The 3750-nt window shown below is 56.8% G+C and carries 7 protein-coding genes and 1 pseudogene; 6 read left to right on the top strand and 2 right to left on the bottom strand.

Annotated elements, in window-relative coordinates:
* On the top strand, positions 1–187 hold a 187-nt coding region (locus NKH01_RS34965; RefSeq protein ID WP_353024722.1), incomplete at its 5' end, for a hypothetical protein.
* A gap of 554 nt (positions 188–741) precedes the next feature.
* The gene (locus NKH01_RS34960) at positions 742–957 is read left to right on the top strand and encodes a hypothetical protein (protein WP_353024721.1); all 216 of its coding nucleotides are present in this window, start codon (positions 742–744) and stop codon (positions 955–957) included.
* A gap of 290 nt (positions 958–1247) precedes the next feature.
* Here the strand turns inward: NKH01_RS34960 and NKH01_RS34955 are convergent.
* Both NKH01_RS34955 and NKH01_RS34950 read right to left on the bottom strand, forming a co-directional pair.
* A pseudogene (locus tag NKH01_RS34955) lies at positions 1248–1599 on the bottom strand (TCP-1/cpn60 chaperonin family protein); the annotation flags it as partial.
* Positions 1530–1772, bottom strand: a complete 243-nt coding sequence (locus NKH01_RS34950) for a hypothetical protein (RefSeq protein WP_353024720.1) — start codon at positions 1770–1772, stop codon at positions 1530–1532. The pseudogene NKH01_RS34955 and the gene NKH01_RS34950, both read right to left, overlap by 70 nt.
* Before the next feature lie 68 nt (positions 1773–1840).
* Between NKH01_RS34950 and NKH01_RS34945 the strand changes: the two genes are divergently transcribed.
* From NKH01_RS34945 to NKH01_RS34930, 4 genes are all read left to right on the top strand, one after another.
* The gene (locus NKH01_RS34945) at positions 1841–2161 is read left to right on the top strand and encodes a hypothetical protein (protein WP_353024719.1); all 321 of its coding nucleotides are present in this window, start codon (positions 1841–1843) and stop codon (positions 2159–2161) included.
* Between the two features lie 157 nt (positions 2162–2318).
* On the top strand, positions 2319–2828 hold the full coding sequence (locus NKH01_RS34940) for a hypothetical protein (protein ID WP_353024718.1): 510 nt from the start codon (positions 2319–2321) through the stop codon (positions 2826–2828).
* Positions 2829–2928: 100 nt separating this feature from the next.
* Positions 2929–3225, top strand: a complete 297-nt coding sequence (locus NKH01_RS34935; protein WP_353024717.1) for a DUF1488 family protein — start codon at positions 2929–2931, stop codon at positions 3223–3225.
* Between the two features lie 38 nt (positions 3226–3263).
* Positions 3264–3461 (top strand): DUF3606 domain-containing protein, encoded by a 198-nt coding sequence (locus NKH01_RS34930; RefSeq protein WP_353024716.1) that lies wholly within the window; start codon positions 3264–3266, stop codon positions 3459–3461.
* Positions 3462–3750: the final 289 nt, after the last annotated feature.

The following is a 3750-nucleotide window of genomic DNA, read 5'->3' as shown; positions in this document are numbered from 1 at the left end:
GTGGCGTTGCGGCATGGATGTCAAAAGATCGGCGATGCCATCCATCGCCTGTGTGATCGATGCGGCGCGCGTTATCCTGATCTTCTGCCACGGCTCCGCGCAGCCGCACCCCTCATGTGACGATGCAACACCTAACTCCGTGTCCATGGAACCGGCAGCAGGCCAAGTTGACCCTACCCAGCCGTAAGGGAATGACAAACCCGAAAAGAACGGCTCGCCCTTTCACAAGGCGGGCCGCTCGTTCGCTTACAGAAGATACGAAAACGCCGCTCGACCGGAAGGGAGCGGCGTTTACCAAGTGTGGTGTCCTAACCCTAGACGAAACCCCGATTGGTCGGGGCCGCCGGACTCGAACCGACGTTTCCCAGCTTGTTCGCTATCAACCTTTAGATGGTGATCTCCCGTCGTCCTTGCAAGCGCCATCGGCGCGCATAGTGTGGAAGGCTAGACGCGAGCCAAACGCTACCCAGCCGTGGAACCAACACTTCGCGCATATGATAGAGACCGGGCGGCCCCCCGCCGCGTCCGGTGGCTACGAAGCCGCTTTCAAACATCCCCTCTGGAAAGCGGGTTTTTTTGTGCCTTCCCGGCGAACGGATTCACCAATGCCGGTGACAGGCCGGCACATAATGACTCGCAAATGGATTGTCGAAAGCGTACACTCCCAATGTCGCTGGCCACTGAACGGGCGCTGGCGCTTGAGAGCGTAGATCGTACTCCCGCCCCTATGGGAGTTATGTGATGGAAAACGACAGCCGCTCAGACGGATTTATCTCCGCTCACGACTTTGACATTCTGTGCGACGCCTTCAAGGCTTCGGTCGAGGAAGGACGGGTAACCAAAGCGCACAGGATTCAGCACGCCAAGAATCTGGTGCGCGAACTCACCGGCCAAGAGAACGCCGACAAACTCCTGATTAGCCGGATGATGCGGGGTTGCCACGCTACCCAGCCGTAGGGGAATGGCGGGCCTACTTGGGTTTGGTAGGCCGCTTCCGTTCCTTCGCATCTTCAACGCCTCGGTCAAACCCGGCTTGATTATTCGGTCTTGCCTGCGGGGATGGAGTGGCTTGGGATGCCGGGTAGGATGCCGGGCGAAACCGTCTTCCAACCGTCCAAATACCCCTTCTCGAAAGATCCAGACATTACTTCTGTTCCGATGGTTTCTCGTCTCGCCGCTCACCAGTATGTGCGGCCTTGGCTATCTTTTTGACCGCAGCATCAAAGTGCTCCTCGGACTGGTCGGTTTGCCTCGGCGGTAATCAGAAGCGTGGCGATGGAACCGGCGTCCTGCAGGGCCGTCCGAACGACCTTGGCGGGGTCGACGATACCGGCCTTGATCATGTCGACGTAGAGGTCGGTCTGAGCATCGAAACCTTGATTGTGATCCTTGCTGTCCATGAGTTTCCCAACGACGATCGAGCCTTCGAAGCCGGGAATTCTCGGCGATCTGGCGGATGGGGGCTTCGAGCGCTCTCAGCACAATCGAAATACCTGCCGTCATGTCAGCATTCGCGCCAGTAAGCTCAGTCAAAACTGCCTTGGCACGCAGAAGCGCCACGCCGCCGCCGGCAACGATTCCCTCTCTTCGCGATTGCCTTCAGCCGCAACACGCTCGTGCCGCTCCTCATCATTACGAATCCGGTACTGAGGGGAATTGTCGCTTGGTGGCATTGTCCCGGTGACCCGAAACATATGCCCGGTCTGAAGCGACATGCCGATTGTGCCTTTCAATCTGACCGACTGCCCGACGGCGAAACGATGAACGTTCATTGCTGGATCCCCCTGATTGTGCCTAGCGCCTGTTCCTGATCCTGCTCTAATGCAGCTTCGAGTTCGTAATGGTCGATACCCACAAGCTAGCTCGCGAGATGGAGGGTCGAGGAGACGGCGGGAATATGGATGAAGGTGGCGACACGCCGGTAGGCGAGCCAGGAAATCCCGTCGATCAGTTCCTCGTCCTCGTCGATTGCATAATCGCCCGGCGGCTGAATCTCATCGACGCTTCTCAGCGAGAATGGTGCCGTGAATTTTCACGGTCGTGTGCTTTGTGCGGGTGTTCATTTGCATATCCCTGGAAAGAGCAGATTATTGCGCTCGCGAAGCGACGCAGCCCTTTCAAAATCGATGATTTGGGGAGTTGGCGGGTCGAGAGCCTCTGACGCCGCGATAGCCAAGCATGGCCAAAAGAACGATGCACGAACGGTATGCGCCACCAAGCCGCTTCCGCCAGGAAAGCTCCAAAAAACTATTATGGATGCTCTTTGTGTGATAGGGTGATCTTCTGGCCGAGAAAATAACAAAACAAAGGAGGCCGGTGTGAAAACCTATATCCCTGCTCAGGTTTACCTTTACGACTACAAGAGCTTATTCGTAAGAGCGTCGGTCACGATTGCCCTAGGCATCATCGTCTATTTGACGCCAAACGTCCTGGAGTGCGCTTCTAGAGCGCGGGCTTCGCTGGAGGCCGCCAGTCCAGCTCCGCCATATAGATCTTTGACTATCCCACCCAAGAGGTGCACCGCCACGAACGACACCAACGACAAATGCCGCGAAAATCGCGATGCTGTTGATATCAGCATTTGGGAGAACGAAGGCGGAGCCTCGGATCGATTCGATATGAATCATCACTACGGCCGGCGCATAGAGCCGGACGGGTCATGGACGATCTATCATGTCTTCACCGGGGCACCGGCAGATATGGGAAGCCGATCCATGGCTGGGCTCAGCAAAACAGATGCCACTACCAGAATGATAATTCTGAACGCGCACAATGCGAAGAGACGCAAGGCCGCGAGCTTGCAACAGACGTTCGCTACGCGGTTCTAACGGCTTAAGGTCTGTTCAACCTTGGCGCTGACTTTTCCGAATCGAAGCCGCAGCTACGACGAGGCCGGACAATACCTCCATTTTTCTCGGCTACGATGGCATGTTTGAAATGCCGTTCTTGATTGAGATTGAAGCGCTCGCGAACGCAAAACCGGAAGCAGCCACAGCCGAAGCGGGTTATTTGGCGACCTTCGATGCATCACGGGACTCCATTCGTGATGTCGCGCGGAAAGCTTACTCCCACGGCCGCAAGAACGTGTACCAGCCCAGAAGACCTCAACGCTTCGAACGGCGGACGAGCAAAGCGGTCCCCGTAAGGGATCGGCTTATCCCTGCGACCGCGGAGTTGTGCGGTTTCGACATGGTTGGGGACTACGCCCTTGTCCCCGTCGATTAGAGGATTATCCTTGACAGGTTTGGGCGAGGCGATCGCCCATGGAGGTTGTCATGGCAGACGACAAGTCAAAGCGTGGTCCGCAAGACAGAGCACGGGTCGACGGTGGCGAAGACTATGAAGTCGGGTACCTCATGAAGAAGCACCATCTCGAACGGGCTGATGCCCTCAGGCTGGTAAAAAAGTACGGAAACAACCGCGCAAAGATCGAAGAGGAACTCGTTGCCCGAAAGGTTTGATCGTGTATTGCCGTGAGGCTGGCTGAGTGTGACCAGGCTGCAGGCATAATCATGGCGCTTTTCAGCAAAGGCATCGGCACTGCTCAGGAATTGAAGGCAGCGCTCCAGTTCCGTTTGGAGAGTGAGTTGCGACGGTACGGTCAACGCCTATCCCGCCTAGCTGAGAACCGCTTGTCTTATGATTTTCCGTCGTTTCGAGGCCAAAGTGGGTTGCCCCCACCCGGCCCTAAACACCCCCCCCCCGCCGGGTGGGTGGGGTGGAATAAACCGCGGGGGTGTATTAACCACA

This window comes from Mesorhizobium sp. M1403, assembly GCF_040317695.1.
Lineage (GTDB): Bacteria > Pseudomonadota > Alphaproteobacteria > Rhizobiales > Rhizobiaceae > Mesorhizobium.
Note: the sequence above shows the minus strand (reverse complement) of the source record. Positions and strands in the feature narration are given on the sequence as shown.